Source organism: Janthinobacterium sp. PSPC3-1 (assembly GCF_049896105.1).
GTDB lineage: Bacteria > Pseudomonadota > Gammaproteobacteria > Burkholderiales > Burkholderiaceae_D > Janthinobacterium.
The window spans coordinates 173,573-189,554 of the sequence record NZ_JAFCTQ010000006.1; the positions used below are offsets into that span (position 1 = coordinate 173,573).

Genomic DNA, 15,982 nt, shown 5'->3' on the forward strand with positions numbered 1-15,982 from the left:
CTTGCCGCAGGCGCAGCGCTTGCGGATCAAAGAAAACACAGGCCCCTTTTTGTTGGCCAGGTGCTGGCGTTCAACGCGGGCCAGGTCGTACATCATGCCGCCGCCTTTTCATCACCGGTGATCCGGATCACCTTGTTCGGCGCACGATCCCAGCCACGCACTTCGTCGGAGGTGAATTTTCCGGCCTGCGACAGGTCGCTCGTGTAGCCCCGGCAGCCCGCCCGGTGGTACACGTTGCTCTCGGCGTGCCAAATGGCGAACAGCGGCGGATTGCCTGGGAAGAGAATGTCGCGCAGCACGGTCGCCCGCTCAAAGTCCATCGCCTTGATCGCCTTCGCCAGTTCACCTTCCAGCCGCCGGCGGCGCTGATCGCTGTTGCGCTTCACGCGCGGGTCGCCCGGGCATTCGGCATAGACTCCCGTGTGCCATGCATACGTTAGCCCGTAGCGGCCGGTGACGATTTGCCAGTTGCCGTTGAGGCTATAGAAGGCGGTACCGCAAATCACGCGGCCGGCGTGGTCGAATGCAAAGACCTTACTGCCGTTCTCCAGTGCCACACCATCAGCCGAGAAACCTTGCTCCTTGTTGCTGATATTGGCGCGATCGAGTGCCTGGACGTAGTGGCAGCATGTACGGCGGGCGTGCGCAGCAACCTCGATTGCTGTAGCCCCACCGATGCCCAACTTCGGGGCCGACGGCTTGAACTCGTAGTCGGTCAGCACATTCAGCAGGTAATCGCGGATGCGGCGGCGTGTGCGCTCCATTTCGATGCGCAGGAGGTAAGGCATGCGAGCTTCCTTGCCGAAGTCATAGCGGCCACCGTTGCTATTCTCGGGCGGCGTCACGTCCTGCCACATCTCGAATTTGATGCAGCGGCCGGACACGTCGAGCTCGCCCTTGAGGTCGCCCTTGCTGCAAGTGCGGTGCCCGAGCGCGATCGCCTTGTACTGATCAGCCTTGTCCCAAGGTCCTACGGTCCAGCCGATCCGGTGCAGGGTCTGCACGATGCGAGCGAAGACGTCGCGCTTGAACTGGCGCTCCCAGGCTTTTTCTGCCGGCCACCCTCCGGCGGCGCGCGCGGCCGAAATGCCATCTTCATAGATGCTCAGCGTGGCATCGCCGAAGGTGATGGTGCCTGCTCGATTGATACGTCCTATGGTCTTCATGCAGCACCTCGCATAGCAGTTTTCGACCGACGTACCACCAGCACCGGCATGGCGCCCGCCACGCCGCGGAAGTGCGGCGCGGCCACTTGGCCCTGCGGCGGCGGCTTGATGCCTAGCATGGCGTCGCGTGACGCGTCCTTGAGCTCGTACAGGATGCCGGACACGCGCACGTGGCCCTGGATGCCGCGCGCGAAGATCATGCGCAGGCGGTGCTCGATGCCAGCTTCTTCGATATCGAAGCCAGCGCGCTCGGCGATCTGGTAGAAGGTGCCGGGGCCGGCGATCAGCGCCTGCAGCAGGGCGTACGAGCGGCTATCTGGTTTTGGCAGGGGTAGGCGCTTCATGCGGCGCTCCCGACGTGAGTTTTATTTGCGATGGCTTTGATGTAGTGGTCCGCCTCCTGGTGGACAAACTGATCCGCAGGAACTGCTGCCAGCCAGCGGCGCACGATCTCGTCGCCAACGGCCTTTGCCAGCCTGCCTGCGTCCCGGTCGCCGTGAGGGGCAGGGTTGGCCTGCGCGACGCGCCATGCCGTGGCCAGATAGCTGTCGGTGACGTGCATCAGCGAGCGCGCATCGGTGTCGATCTCGATCACGATCCTATGCAGCATGGCCGCCTCCATTCGCGAGGTCGCCCACGGCGCCGCGCACGTCGCGCAGCTGCTCCAGATCGCCTTCGAGCCGACTGCGCGCGGTAATCAGGCAGTTGGCCCGGATGCGGTGCGCTTCCTCGATGCCGGTCAGGCGCTCGATCTCGGCGCAGGACGACATGGTGCCGGCGCCCCAGCCCAGGACCAGCACGGACAGCAGGATGATGGCGGCGGTCAGCGCTGGCTCGACCGAACCCAGGCTCGCGGCCAGGCTGCCGGTGATGGTGCCGATGATGGCCACGGCGATCACCAGGTAGAGGTTGAACTTGAATTTCATGCTGCACCGCCTTCGAGCGCGGCGCACGCGGCCTGGTAGTTGAATTTCGCCATGCGGATATCGGCCTGGGCGGCGCTCATACCCCAGTGTTTCAGGAACGTGGCGCGGATCTCGGCCAGCAGTTCGCAGTCGATCGGCCACAGTTCGGCGTCGAGCAGGGCGCCGTCGTTGGCGGCGAGGATGATGGGCGACTTGGCGGGCAGGGCGACGGGTGTATCAGCCCACACCTCGACCGGATCACGGCGCACGACGCGCGCCATGAATTCGCTGGAGGTGTGCGAATAGCCTTCGATGCCGCTGGAAAAGCTGTAGGCCAGCGCACGGCTGCCATCGGCACGATCGGCCGTCCAGTACGGGCCGGAGTAGATCTCGCTATCGAGCTCGCCGATCAGGTCCATCTCCGCACGCGTCGGCAGCGCGCCGCCACGGCCGGCGGCATAGGCTGCGGCGTCTTCCCATGTGGCGTTCTTGATGGCGCCGGCCATCAGGAACAGGTGGTAGTCGGCCTTGCCGTTCTTGCCGGCGACGAGGACCGGATACGAGTAGATGGGTAACGCGACGTGCGTGCTGGCAAGGGAGGTTGTTGGTGCTGCGCTGGCGGTGTGTGACATGGTTGCTCCACTTGGTATCGGCCCGGTTGAGCCGTCTCAAGTGAAACTTTAGCTTACTAAATATTTTGATGCAAGGAAAATTTTAGCAAACTAAATTTTTATGAATTTTCATCGCGCAAAAAAACCCGCTTGGTGCGGGCTGAAGGGGGAGGGGTTCGCTGTGGATGCGCAGATGACTACACTCTAGAAAACTCAGCTCCAAATTGCGGGGGCTCCTCGACAAAGTTATGGCGGTGACTGCAGAGCAGAACCGTCCCTCTGCCAACATATGGGGATGGGGGAAGGATAAATGCTTGATTGCGTGATCTTGCGACCGTTCGCCATAAGTACATCTCAACAGCCGGATTTGTTGCGCGCGGCTTAAGTGACTCAAAATAAATTTGAGCTGCCGGGAGAGATGAGAATACAAACTGCTCTATCTTAATCATTCCTTGGTTTGAATGCATTAGCACGACATGACTTTTTCCCTTGCTGTAAATTTTCAGCGTAGTCTTTTTCTGGTATTTCTTGCTATATCCGATATAATTTCTAGCATGTGGCTTAAGTAATTGAGTACTCCAATACCGAACCTCTATTAAGTAAAAATCTTGTTTTGGACGACCTGCATAATATGCAACAACAATGAGAATAACCAAAAGGAAGGCCATGCAAAATTTACCTCTTTAAGTTTTATTTTATGCAACCAAGAAAATTTCCATCGCGCAACTATACATCTGTGCCGCACCATGCCTTGAGGACTTGGCCAAACACCTCAAAATCCATTCCTGGCTTAATTGTCCAAGTTTCGTAATCTTTATTCTTGGATATCACACGAATTCCCTCGCCGGGTATTCTTTGCAGAATTTTAATAAAACCTTCGTCGCCTACCCGAAAAAAATAAGTCGCGTCGGAATCAACACTATTAATACCACGATCAATTATTAAAGGATCGCCCGGATTGTAAAGTGGCTGCATTGAATTTCCAAATCCGGTAACAATGCACAGATTTCCAGAGCCGCTATGACTTTTTATATTTTTTGCAACCCACTCTGGCGTGACGCGCCAACCTTGAATAGCGCCGGGCTGGTCGCGCAGCATTACACCATTGCCCATCCCCCCTCCGATATCCCTGTATTGTGGAATTTCGATAATATCAGAATTGTCTTCCTGATTACGGTCATTGGCATTTGGCAAGCCTTCAGGCATCTGTTGACGATATTTCGGCAACTTCCCTTCCACGATCCAGTCCAGACTGAAGCGTGTTCGAGCCAAGGCTTTTAGTGGCTTCGGACCAAGCTTAGTCTGACCGCTAAACCACTGCGTTACGAGACCATCCGACACGCCGCAAAAAACGGCGAAGTCCTTGCTCTTCGTGATTTTTAGTTCGGCCATCACTTCAGCCAGTCTTGTTGCAAGAGTATTCATATTTAGCAGTCTAAATTATTTTTGCTTTAACGTGCTTGTGCGAAATACTTTAGTACGCTAAAGTATCGGGATGGATACTCAAGAAATCATCACTCGCTTAGGCGGCACGGCCAAGGCGGCGGCCCTTTGTAACGTGACTCCCAGCGCAGTCTCGCAATGGATTCGCTCTGGAATTCCACGCGCGCGTTTGATGTTTTTGACTTTGGCCCGGCCTGATATTTTTGCCGCACCGCCTGTGCTGAATGGCCACCCCGGCCGCCAACCCCCATCCCCGACCAACATCCTGGACACCATCCCAGGCCACAGCATCGTGCTGCCCACCACCCCGAAAGCGACCCCATGAGCGACATCCCATCACACGCGCGCTGGCGCATGCTCCCCGTCCACCTGGTCGCCAAGCTGTTCGGCGTGCTGATCAAGGTGGAGGGTGGTCCCTATGCCGCTGGCGTCCTGGGCAAGTCACCCAAATTTCGTTGCGATGTATGTCGCCAGCAGGCCCGCAACAGCCGACAACAAGACGTAGCCAACTGGCCGCTGGAACCAGGGATATGCAGTTGGCGGCGGAACATCGCGCAGCCCGCCGGCATGTTTATTTGCATGGTTGCCGGCGGGCTGCTTGGCCACATCGCTTTGCACTACTGGGTTTAGATCCAACGCCAGCACATGTTTGTTGAGTACCCCGATAGCGTCGTTTTCGGCATCTGCCGCAGGAATACGTAGTCGATAGCAGGATTCAACCCGGTCAACTTTTGCCCGGAATGTATTTCTCACATCGGGGTAGTTGGCTAAAAGTGCATCGACCACATCGGCCCATTCCTGAAAGGCGGCCTTTGATGAAAACTGACTTTCGTCACTGCGCTTTAGTCTCATTTTTTTGAGTTCAGTGAGGATGTCGTGAATTTGCTCCGTAGATTCCATGGGAGTCGCCTTGTGCATAGTTGTTGTGTGGAAATAACAATTTTACACGCTGGCGGCTCCCGCCCATTTGCAGTACCCGTAGTTCCGATTCACTTTTACCAGGAAAAACCATGAGCACCACCCGCACCAAGCTGTTGAAGACCTACCTCGACCCCGATGAGGAAAAAACGATCTTGCAGGCCTGCGCCGCTGCCGGCGTCACGCGCAGCGACCAGGCCCGCACGACCCTGCTGCACTGGGCTCGACAGAACCAACATCATCGCGCGCCGATCGGCCACCGTGAAGGGCCCAGTGGCGGCAAGCGTAGGTCCCAGTTGCTGCCGTGCCGCCCGAGCTTCGGTGTGGTTCCCAAAATGCACATGCGGGTTTAACGGAGTAGAGGCCGATATGTACGAAATCAGACCAAGAAGCCGGCCAGTGCCGGTACCGAACGAGGAGGCAGCACATGGACGAAGCGACCAAGCTGACGCCGGAAGAGCACCTGATCCAGGCCGCCTGCGTATGGCGCCAGAGCGACCGCGCGCTGATGGCGCAACGCGGCCCGCCGGGCGACCCGGCCAGGCGCGGGGCCGGTAAGCGCAACCACCAGAATCTGGTGATCCTGCGCGGCGCGGCCGACGTATTGATGGCGAAGTCGGATAAGCCGCCATAGCAAGACAAAGCCAGCGACCCGCTGGCAACAGTTTCAAACGGGGCAGCGGCTGCGCAGCTGCGACATGGCGATTCCAGCCCGCCGGTCACGCCCCGTCCCCATTCACGGCTGGATGGAAGGCTGGACATGATTTTGAACAACGACGGTGAGGGGCGTGATGGCTGATTCATTGCCTGCACCACTATCACCACCTGATTGCGACCTGCGCGAATTCCCGTTCATGCCGATCTATATACAGCGCCTGTTCAATTCGGAGTTTCACGCGCGCGTCAGCGACGCGGCGTGGCGCGCTGGTGTGACGTTATGGCTCAAGAGCTTTCACCAGGTGCCGTCGGGATCATTGCCCGACGACGATATCTCGCTGACGCGCTTGGCCGAACTGGCGAAGGACGTCAAGGGCTTCCGCAAGATCAAGGAACAGGCGCTATACGGCTGGGTGAAATGTTCCGATGGCCGGTTTTACCATCCCGTGGTGGCCGCCGCTGCTGCCGAGGCGCTGGCCGGCAAGAAGGCGCAGCGCGCCAAGACGGCCAAGGCGCGGCTTGGTGCGCTGCTTTCCCGTCTGTCCAAGTCGAGTGACATGCTTGACATTGCTGGTATGGAAACGAGCATACAGACTGTGCTGCAAGAACTGTCTCAACATCTGTCACAGAAGGAATTGCAGTCTGTCACAGAGTCCACCACAGAGTCTGTCGCTGAATCCAAGAGAAAGAGAGAGGGAAAAGGAAAGGGAGAGGGACAGGGACAGGGAATATATTCCGTACCTGGCGGTACGGGCGTTCCGCCGGCCAAGTCGCCCACCGACATGACCAAGGATGAAATCTGGTCGGTCGGCAAGTCGCTGCTGATCAATGCCGGCATGCCCGGCTCGCAGTGCGGCAGTTTCGTTGGCAAGCTGTGCAAAGACTACGGCGACGCCATCGTGGTCGAAGTGGTACGCGAGGCCGTAATCGCCAGGCCGGCCGACCCCGCGTCGTTCATGAAAAAGATGGCGCAAACGCGCAAGGGCGAGGTGCCAAATCGCCAGCAATCGCTTGAAGCGAAGAACCGGGCCATAGCTGCCGAGCTTGCTGGAGAGCCGTCATGATTGACAAGGACCGAAAACAGTTTTTCGCGCTGATCGCCGACGTGCATGCGTTCTACCGCCGGGACTTTTCACCGTTTGTTGGCAACATCTGGTGGCAGGCGATGCAGGTCTACGACTTTGCGGCCGTTACTGATGCGCTCAATCGACACTGCGTCAATCCCGACAATGGCCAGTTCGCGCCGATGCCTGCCGACATTGTGCGCATGCTGCAGGGCTCGACTGCTGACACGGCCCTAGCGGCGTGGGCCAAGGTCGACCGCGCCGTGCGCTATGCCGGCACGCACGTCTCGGTGGTGTTCGATGATCCGCTGATCCATCGCGTGCTGACCGAAATGGGCGGATGGGTGGCGCTCGGCATGAAAGAGGAAAAAGAGTGGCCGTTCCTGAAAAATGAATTTGTGACGCGCTACCGCGGCTATCGCGCTCGCAGTGAGATTCCCGAATATCCGCCCACTCTGATCGGCATTGTCGAATCGGGCAATAGCAACGCTGGATTCAAGAGCCAGCCCCCGATTTTGATCGGCGATGCTACCAAGGCCCAGCAGGTGATGCTGGCCGGCAGCATGCAGCCGCTGATCGCCATGACGTCGGCCGGCCAGCTGGCCGCACCGGCCAGCGCGCCGCGCCTTGCTGGCTAAGGCGACGAAAACCAGACCAACAGGAAATCTATGACTTTTCACTTATTCCGCACCGGCAAGGCCAAGAATTACCACTACCGTTTCCAGATCGCTGGCGCGCGCGTGCAGCGCAGCACCCGCGAGAGCATCAAGGCGAAAGCCGGCGTGGTGGCGCAGCGCGCGTACGACGAGGCGTTGACCCTGACCAACGGCGGCAAGGTGGTGCCGACGCTGGCGGCTATGGCGCAGGAGTGGCTGGAGGTGAATGGCCCGATCAGCAGCGCCGCGCACCAGCGCAGCGTCGAGACCACCGCTCGGCTGCACTTCTACGACCTGGGCGGCCTGCCGCTGAACCAGATCACCACCAGCCTCGTCGAGCAGGCCCGCAACCTGCACCTGGTCGACCACGCCAAGGCCAGCGCGAACCACTGGCTGCGCGTGCTCAAGCTGATCGCCAACTGGGCCGTGAAGCGCGAGATCATCCGCGCGATCCCGTGGCAGGTACGCATGCTGAAGGTGCAGAAGCGCCCGCGCTCGATCCTGCCGATTGCGGCGGTGGCCGAGTGGTTCGCCGCGGTCGACCAGGTGACGCGCGCCGACCCGTCGGTGGCCACGGCCATTCGCCTGATGTTCGGCCTGGGCCTGCGCGAATCCGAAGCGGCCGGCGCGCGCTGGGAATGGCTTGACTGGCAGCGCGCCACCTACACGCCCGGCATCACCAAGGGCCGCGAGGCAGAGCCGGTGCCGGTACCGGCCTGGCTGATCGAGCAGCTGGCGCCGCACCGCCAGGTGGAAGGCCTGATCGCCGGCAAGCGCGGCGGCGCCCAGCAGCACCCGCCCGGCTTCGCGCGCAAGGCCATGAAGTCCGCCAACCTGGCCTGCAAGATCAAGGGCATCACACCGCACAGGCTGCGCGGCACGTTCGCCACCATGCTGTCGGAGCAGGGCGTGCCGATCCAGACCATCCAGGCGGTAATGCGGCACAAGAGCCCGATGACCACCATGGCCTACCTGGAGAAAAACCGGGACACGGCGGCGCAGGCGCAGAACGATATCGCCGAGAAAATCGGTTTCGGGCGTGGCGAGAAAGTGGCGAGCGCCACCCCGCAAACCCGCATGGATAGACATGTTGATGATTATCATCAGTCATCAGTTGATGGCAGTTCGGGCGCCGATTCGACGCCAGCAGCACCAACCCCAGGAGAATAAATTGAAACCTCAAGATCACGTTCTGCGCGAAGTGGTGAACGACTTGCGCGACATCGCCCTTAAATTTCACGACACCGATCAGTTGCGCGAGCGGCTGCGCGGTGCGCTGGCGCCGCTGCTCGAAGAATTGGCGGCGACACCGGCGCACGCTGCTGGTGGGAGCCTGCGCTGGCTCGGCCTCGATGTGGCGCATATCCAGGCCGCGCCTGTATTGCGCGACGAAACCGGCAACTGGTGGCATCCGGACATGCCGCCTTTTGATGACGGTGACGGAGAAAAGTTCAAAGCTTGGCTGCTGGCGCAAGGCCTGGAACTGAGCCGGGCGGAACTCGGCGACGAGCCGGAGGATCATCCGGCCTACAAGGCGGTATTCGAAGATGCGAATTGCGACTTCAGCGCGTGGGAACCTGAGCCGCCAGCGGGCGCCGACTGGTTCTTGCTGGCGATCAGCGACACCGAGGATGGGCCGGCCTGCTGCTGGGTTCGCCGCGCGCCACCGGCGGCGCCAGTGCCATGAGCAGCCGCAGTCCAGCGCCGGCGCCGGAGACCCCGGCCGAGGCGGCGTACAAGCGCGATCGCGCCTTGCTGCGCGCGCTCTACACATGCCAGCCCGTGCTGTTCGCCGGCCGGCAGCACCACCTGCACAGCATGTATCCCCAAGTGCTGGGCGGCGGGATCTCGACAATTATTTACCTGATGGGCGACGCGACACCGCGCCAGCCCAGCGAAATCACTTTTTTGGAGCAAGCAGAATGACCAACAACGCGGATCTGCGCAACAACACAATGGGCGCCGCAATGCGCGCATCGATCGGTCAGCACCTCGCAACGACGACCGTTCTTGACCACGCCACGGCCTGGCGCGTTGCGGGCGATATCTTAGTTATGTGCCCGCAGCTGCTTGAGTCACCCGGTATGCGAGGACATCTCACGGAAGATGAAAAGAATGAACAGTCGAGGCTGGCCAACTGGGACGCCATGCGATATGGCCATTCATTCATGGTAGACGGGGTTCGCGTCGATCCGCGCCGCGTGGTGGTTTGTATGCCGGACGCCAGCGGGCCAGGGCCTGTAGCTGCGGCCGAGCAGGGCGACGCACTGAATGCAGCTGTGCAGCCTGCTGCGAGTGATCTGCCTGTGCTGTCGCCGTCGCCGTCGCCGCATTTTGCGCTTGTCGCAGCTGTGAACGGTTTTCGCAAAGTGATACTCGATTCGCGCTACAGCGTCGGCGATCACTTCAAGCTAATGCTCGAAGCCCAGGATCGCATTTTCGCTGCAGCACAAGTCGCGCCGGCAAGGCTGCGCTATTCCACGTCGGCCGCCGCCGATGTGCTGGCAGAGCGCCGCCGCCAGCAGGTCGGCGAGGGATGGTCGGTGGAGAGCGACGACAAATACACTCACCAGCAACTTCCTTTGGCTGCAACATGCTACGCCCTGCACAACGATCCTACTTGGGCGCCCACAGCTTGGCCCTGGGCAGATATCTGGTGGAAGCCAACGAACCCAAGGCAGAACTGCGTAAAAGCGGCTGCGCTACTGATCGCTGAGATTGAGCGCATCGACCGCGCCTTAGTCGCATCCAGCGAGGCGGGCGCGTGATGGCTAGCGGAGATATCCATGTCGTTGTTGGCGACGTAAATAGCCAGGCAAAAGGGAGCGGCGCTCGTTTCAACTACGGCAAGCCCGACTATTCGCTGATCCCGCTCACCACTATGGCCGACGAGGCGCGAGTATGGGCCTACGGCAAGGAAAAGTACACGGCCTGGAACTGGACCAAGGGCATGGCCTGGTCGATCCCGTTTTCCTGCCTGATGCGCCACATGTCGGCATGGCAGGCCGGCGAAGAGTGCGACGCCGAATCGGGCCTGCCTCACCTGGCGCATGCGATGTGCAATCTGCGCATGCTCACGCTCTATGCAACCATTTATCAAGAGGGTGACGACCGCCCGACGAAGGAGCTGCAACCATGAACCAGACCCGGCTCGGCTCGCTGATCGAGGCCATCATCAATGTGGTGATCGGCTTCGCCATCAACTTCACCGCCAACATGCTGATCTTCCCGCTGTTTGGCTTTCACATTACTGCGCGCGATAACCTGCTGCTGGGCCTGATCTACACGGTGATCAGCGTGGCGCGGTCGTACTGCATTCGCCGCTGGTTCAACGCAAAGCTGCACATGATGGCGCAAGCGGCGGCCACGGCGATAAAGAGGAATTGAGCGAAAACGTTGGCGGGAAAGTGGCGAAGACCACCCCGCAACGTCGCATATTTCCTCACTTTCATGATTATTGTGAATCATCGGTTAGAACTTTCCAGCACCACCAAACAGGGATTGAAATGCAACGAGAAAAAATTACGCTGGGATGGACCGGCAAGAGCGCACCGGTGGCCGATGTCATATTTGACGACTATATTGAGCCTGCGGCCGCACCGCTGCAGCCAGCACCCACAGCGCGCGCGCTGACGCTGCCGCCGGCACGCCCGCGCACGGTGATCGAACAGCACCACGACAACGTACTGCTGCTGCTCGATCGCTGGGCCGAGTGGATGCGGACCAGTGAGTCGCTGGCCGAAGGCGCCCCTCGGCAATGCGTGGGCGCACCCGATGCTCGCATCCATTCCTTCGAAGACATGGAGATCGAGGTGAATAAGCGCCTGGTGCGCGAGGTGCAGACGGCGGTATGGGAGTTGTCGGTGATGCAGCGCGAGGCGGTGATGATCCATTTCGGCCTGAATACCCGTGGCGTGTGGCGCGCCCAGTTCGACACCGTCTTCGACCAGGCCGTGCATAGCCTGTACGAAATCCTCAAGGCGCGTGTCGCATGCTGACTGTTGCGTACGCCGTTAGGATCATGTAAGATTCGTTCATCGGGGCTTTTTGCGCCTGAAAATATTGATGCCTGCCACCTTACGGTCGCGGGCTTCTTTGTTTTGAACTCCATTTTCTCCGCCATCCCTGGCTTTCGCCGCTGCCCGCATTCCTGCGACAGCGGCATTTTTATTTGAGGCGCCATGAAGATCGCAACGGACTGGGAGTCGATCGAGCGCCAGTTTCGCGCCGGCGTGCTGTCGATCCGTGAAATCGGCAAGGCGCACGACGTTTCTGACACCGCGATCCGCAAGAAAGCGAAGGCTGCCGACTGGCAGCGCGACCTGTCAGCCAAGGTCGCCGAGAAGGTTCGCAGCGACCTGGTTCGCAGCGAAGTTCGCACTGCGAACCCGCAAACCGAGCGTGAGATTGTCGAGGAGGCTGCGGCCACTGTCGTGCATGTCGTCCGCTCGCATCGCACCCGGATCAAGAAGGGCAGCGCGCTGGTGGAACTGCTCACCGGCCAGCTGCTCGACGCCGCCAGCAATCGTGACGAACTGGAAGAAGACATTGAAGCCGAATGCAAGGGCGACATGGACGGCCGGCGCCGCAACGCGATGCTGCGCGCCGTGTCGCTCGCCTCGCACTCCACCATCGCCGTCAACCTGGCCAACGCCACGAAAACATGGGTAGGCCTGGAGCGCCAGGCGTTCGGCTTGGACGACCATGGTGGCAACGAACCGCCGCAATCGCAGGACCAGGTAGAAGACGAGCTGGCGGCGCTGGTAGGAAAAGCCCGCAATGGCGGTCACTGAACTAGATTTATCGGGGCTCGACCTCTCCAGGCTGACGCCAGCCGAGCGCCGTAGGATGCTGGAGCTGCTGACGCTGCGCGCCAAGCTCAAGAGCGAAAACAAGCTCGCCGATTACGTGCCCTACGCGAAACAGAAGATGTTCCACGCGGTGGGTGGCATCTACGGCGTGCGCGAGCGGCTGCTGATGGCTGGAAATCAGCTGGGCAAGACTTACAGCGCGGGCTTTGAAGTGGCCATGCACCTGACCGGCAAGTATCCGGACTGGTGGGAAGGTAAGCGATGGGATCGCCCGACCATCGGCTGGGCGTCAGGCATCACCAGCGAGTCGACACGCGACAATCCGCAGCGCATTTTGCTGGGCCAGCCTGGTGACTGGGGAACTGGTTGCATTCCGGCAGCCGACATTATCAGCATCTCGCGCGCATCGCACGGCGTGACCAATGCGGTCGACTCGATCAAGGTGCGCCACATGAGCGGCGGCGTCTCGATTGTGTCGTTCAAGGCCTACGAAAAGGGCCGGGAGAAGTGGCAGGGCCCCAGCCTGGACTTTGTCTGGTTCGACGAGGAGCCGCCCGAGGATATATATACAGAGGGCCTGACACGTACCAACGTTGGCTCCAATGGCGCCGAGGGCATGTCGGGCATCACCTTTATTACCTTTACCCCGCTTCTCGGCATGTCCAACGTCGTGAAGCGCTTTGTGGTCGATAAGCCGGCCGGGACCAACGTGACCTCCATGACCATCCACGACGCCGAGCATTACACGCCGGAGCAGCGGGCATCGATTATCGCCAGCTACCCGGCGCACGAGCGCGAGGCCCGCACGAACGGCACGCCGACGCTGGGATCGGGCCGAATCTTCCCAGTGGACGAGGAAACGCTCAAGGTGGCCCAGTTCGAGATTCCGGCGCATTGGGTGCAGCTGGGCGGTATCGACTTCGGCTGGGACCACCCGAGCGGCGCTGCGCGCATTGCCTGGGACCGGGATGAGGATGTGATCTACGTCACCGCAGCACATCGCCAGCGCGAGCAAACGCCGCTGATGTTTGCTGGCACCATCCGACCATGGGGCGACTGGCTGCCATGGGCCTGGCCACACGATGGACTGCAGCACGACAAAGGATCAGGAGAGGCGCTGAAGGATCAGTACGCGGCGCAAGGTCTGCTGATGCTGCAGGACAAGGCAACACACCCGCCAGCCGTCGGCAAAGAGGAAGGCACGGGGGGCAACGGTGTCGAGGCTGGCGTGATCGAAATGCTGGATCGCATGCTGACCGGGCGTTTCAAGGTGTTTGCGCACCTGAACGACTGGTTCGAAGAGTTCCGCATGTACCACCGCAAGGACGGCAAGATCGTCAAGCTGGACGATGACTTGATGTCAGCCACGCGTTATGCCTACATGATGCGCCGCTTTGCCGTCGTGAAAGGCGGCCCGAAGCGCGCCATGTACGATTTTTCAAACTCAGCAGCATCAGGAGCAAGGGCAATTTAATGGACGAATTCCAGGAAGCGCAGGATCTGTACGAGGACGCGCTGAACGCGACTCGCGAGCAGCGTTTACAGATTGAGGAAGACCTGCGCTTTTCTGACCCGTCGAACCCGCAGCAGTGGGACGAGGCCGTCAAGCGATCGCGTGAACAGGATCCTGGTGGCGCGCGGCCATGCCTGGTGATGGACCACGTCGGCCAGTACGTGGCAAACGTGGCCGGCCAGGTCACCAAGAGCCCGCCGGCCATCCATACCGTTCCAGTCGGTTCGGGTGCCGACGTGAAGGTATCCGAGCAGCTGGACGGCATGCTGCGCCATATCGAATACGCCAGCCGCGCCCAGGCCGCCTACGGCATTGCTCTCACCTCGGCCGCGCGCACCGGCGTCGGCTACTTGGTGGTGCGCCCCGAATATGTCGACCGCGCGCTGGGCTATCAAGAGCCACGCATCAGTGCCATTGCCGACCCGCTGCGTGTGGTGTTCGACCCGTGGAGTGTGCAGCTCGACGGTAGCGACGCCGGATTCGGTTACCTGCTGACCGCTGTGAGCGAACGCGAGTTCGAGCGCAAGTATGGCGCCAAGGCAGAGAAGAAGAGCTTCGGCGAGCGCCAGGCCCATTGCGAAGGGCAGCGCCAGTCGATCATCGTGGCCGAGCAGTGGTATAAGGAAGAGAAAACGCGACACGTCAGCATCTGGACCGGTGCCGATGGTGAGGATCAGGCCGGCACCGAGGATGAATACTGGGCCGCTTGCCAGGCCGCTGGCGTGCAGCTTCCCCTGCACCGCGTCTACAAAGACAAATACGAGTGCGTCAAATGGCGCACGATGAGCGGCGCCGGCATCCTGGAGGCGCCGAAGAACACGGACGGCAGCGAGGGACTATACCCGGCCGATTCGATTGGCATCGTGCCGGTGTACGGCTATTGGGGTGTCGAGAACGGCGTCATGCGTTACTGCGGCATCCCGCGCCGCGCCATGAACCCGCAACGGGCCTACAACTATCACAAGAGCGAGCAGCTGGCCTACATGGGCAGTGCACCAAAAGCACCATGGGTCGCATCGCGGCGCGCGATTGCCGGACTTGAGCCATTGTGGGACCGCGCCTCGCTCGACTCCCGCGCTTATCTGCCCTACAACGATCTCGATGAGCGTGGGCAGCCCATTACTGCGCCGACAAGGCCGAATGTATCGGTCAACCTGCAAAACCATGTGGTGGGCGCAGCCGAAGCCCTGCACGACCTGGAAGCGAGTATCGGCATGTACCAGGCCAACCTGGGTGCGCCCAGCAACGAATCGAGTGGCGTGGCCATCGATGCGCGCAAACAGCAGGGTGAGGCCAGCACGAGCCACTTCCCGCAGAACCTCGCTTTCTCGCTGGGCCAGGTGGGTCGTATCACCGTGCAGATGTCGGCCAAGCTGATCGACACCAAACGCCAGCAGCGCATCATGGGTATCGACATGAAGCCCGGCACGATCACCATCGACCCTGAGCAGGCCGAGGCGATGCAGGACACCGACGAGGGCATCATCATCAACCCGAATGTCGGCGACTACGACGTGCGTGTGGTGGTGGGCTCATCGTTCTCGACCCAGCGCAGCCAGGCGCAAACCGCCCTGGGCGAGGTGATGCGCACCAACCCGGACCTGACACCCGCGATCGCGCCGCTGTGGGCGCGCAACCTGGACATTCCGCACGCCGACAAGCTGGCGCAGGTGCTGACCGCCATGGCGCCACCGGCGGTGCAAGCCATCCTCGACCCTGAAGCCAACAAGACGCCGAAGCCCGAGCAGCTGATGCAGCAGATGAAGCAAATGGAAGAATCACTCAAGGAGGCCTTGAAGCATGCGCACGACGCGCAGGCCGAGGCCGATGAGGCCATGGAAGAAGTGCACAACAAGCGCGAGGAAAACGAAGCCAAGGCACGCGAACTTAACATCAAGGCGTACGACGCTGAAACGAAGCGCTTGCAGCTGACGAGCGCCGCCATGACGCCGGAACAAATCCAGCTGATGGTGGCGCAAACCGTCGAGGCCATGTTGAGCAACCCGACGCCGCTGCCGAATGAAGCGCCGCAACAAATTGACCCGGCCACGACGCCGGTCGAGCAGCCGGCGCCGCAGGAGCATGCGCAACCAGAGCCAGACCCGAACGACCCCGGCCAGATGGACGCGCAAGCGCCGCCTGGCCTACCAGACCCGAACGACCCTGCCGCGATGCAGGCCCCACCGAACCCGCCAAGTGCGGGTTTTTCTTTGCCTGAACCACAACCAGGAGCATGAC

23 protein-coding genes are annotated in these 15,982 nt (G+C 60.7%); 15 read left to right on the top strand and 8 right to left on the bottom strand.

Annotated elements, in window-relative coordinates:
* Window positions 1–92: 92 nt before the first annotated feature.
* From ACP7B7_RS09370 to ACP7B7_RS09400, 7 genes are all read right to left on the bottom strand, one after another.
* Window positions 93–1,166 (bottom strand): UvrB/UvrC motif-containing protein, encoded by a 1,074-nt coding sequence (locus ACP7B7_RS09370; RefSeq protein ID WP_426076492.1) that lies wholly within the window; start codon window positions 1,164–1,166, stop codon window positions 93–95.
* Complete coding sequence (locus tag ACP7B7_RS09375; protein WP_426076493.1) at window positions 1,163–1,510, bottom strand: hypothetical protein; 348 nt, start codon at window positions 1,508–1,510, stop codon at window positions 1,163–1,165. Before ACP7B7_RS09375 ends, ACP7B7_RS09370 begins: the two co-directional genes overlap by 4 nt.
* Complete coding sequence (locus ACP7B7_RS09380) at window positions 1,507–1,776, bottom strand: hypothetical protein (RefSeq protein WP_426076494.1); 270 nt, start codon at window positions 1,774–1,776, stop codon at window positions 1,507–1,509. Before ACP7B7_RS09380 ends, ACP7B7_RS09375 begins: the two co-directional genes overlap by 4 nt.
* Window positions 1,766–2,092: a hypothetical protein gene (locus tag ACP7B7_RS09385; RefSeq protein WP_426076495.1), complete on the bottom strand. Its 327-nt coding sequence runs from the start codon at window positions 2,090–2,092 to the stop codon at window positions 1,766–1,768. Before ACP7B7_RS09385 ends, ACP7B7_RS09380 begins: the two co-directional genes overlap by 11 nt.
* Window positions 2,089–2,703, bottom strand: a complete 615-nt coding sequence (locus tag ACP7B7_RS09390; RefSeq protein ID WP_426076496.1) for a hypothetical protein — start codon at window positions 2,701–2,703, stop codon at window positions 2,089–2,091. Before ACP7B7_RS09390 ends, ACP7B7_RS09385 begins: the two co-directional genes overlap by 4 nt.
* 176 nt (window positions 2,704–2,879) lie before the next feature.
* Window positions 2,880–3,350 carry a hypothetical protein gene (locus ACP7B7_RS09395; protein ID WP_426076497.1) on the bottom strand — a complete coding sequence of 157 codons (471 nt, stop codon included), beginning with the start codon at window positions 3,348–3,350 and terminating at the stop codon, window positions 2,880–2,882.
* Window positions 3,351–3,408: 58 nt separating this feature from the next.
* Entirely contained in the window at window positions 3,409–4,107 is a 699-nt protein-coding gene (locus tag ACP7B7_RS09400) for a LexA family transcriptional regulator (protein ID WP_426076498.1), read from the bottom strand.
* 70 nt (window positions 4,108–4,177) lie between these two features.
* On the opposite strand from ACP7B7_RS09400, the gene ACP7B7_RS09405 reads away from it, so the two are divergent.
* Window positions 4,178–4,450: a Cro/CI family transcriptional regulator gene (locus ACP7B7_RS09405; RefSeq protein ID WP_426076499.1), complete on the top strand. Its 273-nt coding sequence runs from the start codon at window positions 4,178–4,180 to the stop codon at window positions 4,448–4,450.
* Between the two features lie 116 nt (window positions 4,451–4,566).
* Here ACP7B7_RS09405 and ACP7B7_RS09410 read toward each other — a convergent pair whose 3' ends face one another.
* A complete protein-coding gene (locus tag ACP7B7_RS09410; protein ID WP_426076500.1) occupies window positions 4,567–5,025 on the bottom strand; it encodes a hypothetical protein in 459 nt (152 codons plus the stop codon).
* A gap of 110 nt (window positions 5,026–5,135) precedes the next feature.
* Here ACP7B7_RS09410 and ACP7B7_RS09415 point away from each other — a divergent pair, with 110 nt between their 5' ends.
* The 14 genes from ACP7B7_RS09415 (at window position 5,136) to ACP7B7_RS09480 (ending at window position 15,981) form a co-directional block, all read left to right on the top strand.
* Complete coding sequence (locus ACP7B7_RS09415; RefSeq protein ID WP_426076501.1) at window positions 5,136–5,396, top strand: hypothetical protein; 261 nt, start codon at window positions 5,136–5,138, stop codon at window positions 5,394–5,396.
* Window positions 5,397–5,470: 74 nt separating this feature from the next.
* Window positions 5,471–5,677, top strand: coding sequence for a hypothetical protein (locus ACP7B7_RS09420; protein WP_426076502.1), 207 nt, complete (start codon window positions 5,471–5,473; stop codon window positions 5,675–5,677).
* A gap of 157 nt (window positions 5,678–5,834) precedes the next feature.
* The gene (locus tag ACP7B7_RS09425; protein WP_426076503.1) at window positions 5,835–6,764 is read left to right on the top strand and encodes a hypothetical protein; all 930 of its coding nucleotides are present in this window, start codon (window positions 5,835–5,837) and stop codon (window positions 6,762–6,764) included.
* The gene (locus ACP7B7_RS09430; RefSeq protein WP_426076504.1) at window positions 6,761–7,402 is read left to right on the top strand and encodes a DUF6475 domain-containing protein; all 642 of its coding nucleotides are present in this window, start codon (window positions 6,761–6,763) and stop codon (window positions 7,400–7,402) included. The genes ACP7B7_RS09425 and ACP7B7_RS09430 overlap by 4 nt, the downstream gene beginning before the upstream one ends.
* A 30-nt stretch (window positions 7,403–7,432) precedes the next feature.
* Window positions 7,433–8,590, top strand: coding sequence for a tyrosine-type recombinase/integrase (locus ACP7B7_RS09435; protein WP_426076505.1), 1,158 nt, complete (start codon window positions 7,433–7,435; stop codon window positions 8,588–8,590).
* A gap of 1 nt (window position 8,591) precedes the next feature.
* The gene (locus ACP7B7_RS09440) at window positions 8,592–9,107 is read left to right on the top strand and encodes a hypothetical protein (RefSeq protein WP_426076506.1); all 516 of its coding nucleotides are present in this window, start codon (window positions 8,592–8,594) and stop codon (window positions 9,105–9,107) included.
* The gene (locus ACP7B7_RS09445) at window positions 9,104–9,346 is read left to right on the top strand and encodes a hypothetical protein (protein ID WP_426076507.1); all 243 of its coding nucleotides are present in this window, start codon (window positions 9,104–9,106) and stop codon (window positions 9,344–9,346) included. The genes ACP7B7_RS09440 and ACP7B7_RS09445 overlap by 4 nt, the downstream gene beginning before the upstream one ends.
* Window positions 9,343–10,188, top strand: coding sequence for a hypothetical protein (locus tag ACP7B7_RS09450; protein ID WP_426076508.1), 846 nt, complete (start codon window positions 9,343–9,345; stop codon window positions 10,186–10,188). The genes ACP7B7_RS09445 and ACP7B7_RS09450 overlap by 4 nt, the downstream gene beginning before the upstream one ends.
* Window positions 10,188–10,559 (top strand): dATP/dGTP diphosphohydrolase domain-containing protein, encoded by a 372-nt coding sequence (locus ACP7B7_RS09455; RefSeq protein WP_426076509.1) that lies wholly within the window; start codon window positions 10,188–10,190, stop codon window positions 10,557–10,559. Before ACP7B7_RS09450 ends, ACP7B7_RS09455 begins: the two co-directional genes overlap by 1 nt.
* Window positions 10,556–10,807 carry a DUF7220 family protein gene (locus ACP7B7_RS09460; RefSeq protein ID WP_314607347.1) on the top strand — a complete coding sequence of 84 codons (252 nt, stop codon included), beginning with the start codon at window positions 10,556–10,558 and terminating at the stop codon, window positions 10,805–10,807. The genes ACP7B7_RS09455 and ACP7B7_RS09460 overlap by 4 nt, the downstream gene beginning before the upstream one ends.
* A gap of 119 nt (window positions 10,808–10,926) precedes the next feature.
* The gene (locus ACP7B7_RS09465) at window positions 10,927–11,418 is read left to right on the top strand and encodes a hypothetical protein (protein ID WP_426076510.1); all 492 of its coding nucleotides are present in this window, start codon (window positions 10,927–10,929) and stop codon (window positions 11,416–11,418) included.
* A gap of 183 nt (window positions 11,419–11,601) precedes the next feature.
* Complete coding sequence (locus tag ACP7B7_RS09470) at window positions 11,602–12,213, top strand: hypothetical protein (protein ID WP_426076511.1); 612 nt, start codon at window positions 11,602–11,604, stop codon at window positions 12,211–12,213.
* Window positions 12,200–13,705: a terminase large subunit domain-containing protein gene (locus ACP7B7_RS09475; RefSeq protein ID WP_426076512.1), complete on the top strand. Its 1,506-nt coding sequence runs from the start codon at window positions 12,200–12,202 to the stop codon at window positions 13,703–13,705. Before ACP7B7_RS09470 ends, ACP7B7_RS09475 begins: the two co-directional genes overlap by 14 nt.
* A complete protein-coding gene (locus tag ACP7B7_RS09480; protein WP_426076513.1) occupies window positions 13,705–15,981 on the top strand; it encodes a portal protein in 2,277 nt (758 codons plus the stop codon). Before ACP7B7_RS09475 ends, ACP7B7_RS09480 begins: the two co-directional genes overlap by 1 nt.
* Window position 15,982: the final 1 nt, after the last annotated feature.

Bases quoted from the DNA above. Each gene is read 5' to 3' on its own strand.
- ACP7B7_RS09370 (WP_426076492.1), bottom strand. From the start codon at position 1,166: ATGAAGACCATAGGACGTATCAATCGAGCAGGCACCATCACCTTCGGC.
- ACP7B7_RS09375 (WP_426076493.1), bottom strand. From the start codon at position 1,510: ATGAAGCGCCTACCCCTGCCAAAACCAGATAGCCGCTCGTACGCCCTG.
- ACP7B7_RS09380 (WP_426076494.1), bottom strand. From the start codon at position 1,776: ATGCTGCATAGGATCGTGATCGAGATCGACACCGATGCGCGCTCGCTG.
- ACP7B7_RS09385 (WP_426076495.1), bottom strand. From the start codon at position 2,092: ATGAAATTCAAGTTCAACCTCTACCTGGTGATCGCCGTGGCCATCATC.
- ACP7B7_RS09390 (WP_426076496.1), bottom strand. From the start codon at position 2,703: ATGTCACACACCGCCAGCGCAGCACCAACAACCTCCCTTGCCAGCACG.
- ACP7B7_RS09395 (WP_426076497.1), bottom strand. From the start codon at position 3,350: ATGGCCTTCCTTTTGGTTATTCTCATTGTTGTTGCATATTATGCAGGT.
- ACP7B7_RS09400 (WP_426076498.1), bottom strand. From the start codon at position 4,107: ATGAATACTCTTGCAACAAGACTGGCTGAAGTGATGGCCGAACTAAAA.
- ACP7B7_RS09405 (WP_426076499.1), top strand. From the start codon at position 4,178: ATGGATACTCAAGAAATCATCACTCGCTTAGGCGGCACGGCCAAGGCG.
- ACP7B7_RS09410 (WP_426076500.1), bottom strand. From the start codon at position 5,025: ATGGAATCTACGGAGCAAATTCACGACATCCTCACTGAACTCAAAAAA.
- ACP7B7_RS09415 (WP_426076501.1), top strand. From the start codon at position 5,136: ATGAGCACCACCCGCACCAAGCTGTTGAAGACCTACCTCGACCCCGAT.
- ACP7B7_RS09420 (WP_426076502.1), top strand. From the start codon at position 5,471: ATGGACGAAGCGACCAAGCTGACGCCGGAAGAGCACCTGATCCAGGCC.
- ACP7B7_RS09425 (WP_426076503.1), top strand. From the start codon at position 5,835: ATGGCTGATTCATTGCCTGCACCACTATCACCACCTGATTGCGACCTG.
- ACP7B7_RS09430 (WP_426076504.1), top strand. From the start codon at position 6,761: ATGATTGACAAGGACCGAAAACAGTTTTTCGCGCTGATCGCCGACGTG.
- ACP7B7_RS09435 (WP_426076505.1), top strand. From the start codon at position 7,433: ATGACTTTTCACTTATTCCGCACCGGCAAGGCCAAGAATTACCACTAC.
- ACP7B7_RS09445 (WP_426076507.1), top strand. From the start codon at position 9,104: ATGAGCAGCCGCAGTCCAGCGCCGGCGCCGGAGACCCCGGCCGAGGCG.
- ACP7B7_RS09450 (WP_426076508.1), top strand. From the start codon at position 9,343: ATGACCAACAACGCGGATCTGCGCAACAACACAATGGGCGCCGCAATG.
- ACP7B7_RS09455 (WP_426076509.1), top strand. From the start codon at position 10,188: ATGGCTAGCGGAGATATCCATGTCGTTGTTGGCGACGTAAATAGCCAG.
- ACP7B7_RS09460 (WP_314607347.1), top strand. From the start codon at position 10,556: ATGAACCAGACCCGGCTCGGCTCGCTGATCGAGGCCATCATCAATGTG.
- ACP7B7_RS09465 (WP_426076510.1), top strand. From the start codon at position 10,927: ATGCAACGAGAAAAAATTACGCTGGGATGGACCGGCAAGAGCGCACCG.
- ACP7B7_RS09470 (WP_426076511.1), top strand. From the start codon at position 11,602: ATGAAGATCGCAACGGACTGGGAGTCGATCGAGCGCCAGTTTCGCGCC.
- ACP7B7_RS09475 (WP_426076512.1), top strand. From the start codon at position 12,200: ATGGCGGTCACTGAACTAGATTTATCGGGGCTCGACCTCTCCAGGCTG.
- ACP7B7_RS09480 (WP_426076513.1), top strand. From the start codon at position 13,705: ATGGACGAATTCCAGGAAGCGCAGGATCTGTACGAGGACGCGCTGAAC.